Raw genomic sequence first — 510 nt, 5'->3', positions numbered from 1 at the left:
AAATAAAAAAACACCCCACTATTCACATAATACTTGTCTGTTTGATACTATTCAAATATTATTGACAATTAATAGATTGTGAGGTGTTTTGCTATTATTCAAATACTAAAATTCAATGTAAAGCCAATGATTTTTCATACTTGTTTAGTCCTTATAGGGACAGGAATGATTGGTTCGGCTTGGAACACTGAACGGAATGACATTGTATTCATTACAGTTATTATAATGATTTTTTCCCATTATCTTTTAGGCATGTTTTTAACCAATTACCATTCTTGGTATAAAAATCTATTATCTGTAATAGGTGTTTTTATATTTAATTCGTTATTAATGATCATTAACAATCAGCTTCAAAATGAATACCAATCCGTTCTAGATTATTTAGTCATTGTTTATAAGTTACCATTTCTATACATACTTGGATGGGATGGAATTAATGTTCCTGTACTTACTTCTATCATCCCTGCATTGCTGCTCTGGTTAGGACTGGAGAGTAAGACTATTTTACTT

At 29.6% G+C, this 510-nt stretch carries 1 protein-coding gene; it reads left to right on the top strand.

The window, feature by feature from the left end; genetic code table 11:
• Window positions 1-165: 165 nt before the first annotated feature.
• Window positions 166-510, top strand: a 345-nt coding sequence (locus JCM13188_RS17280; protein WP_279402068.1) for a hypothetical protein, incomplete at its 3' end; no start/stop codon positions are given.

This window comes from Piscibacillus salipiscarius JCM 13188, from assembly GCF_001311865.1.
Lineage (GTDB): Bacteria > Bacillota > Bacilli > Bacillales > Alkalibacillaceae > Piscibacillus > Piscibacillus salipiscarius.
Note: the sequence above shows the minus strand (reverse complement) of the source record. Positions and strands in the feature narration are given on the sequence as shown.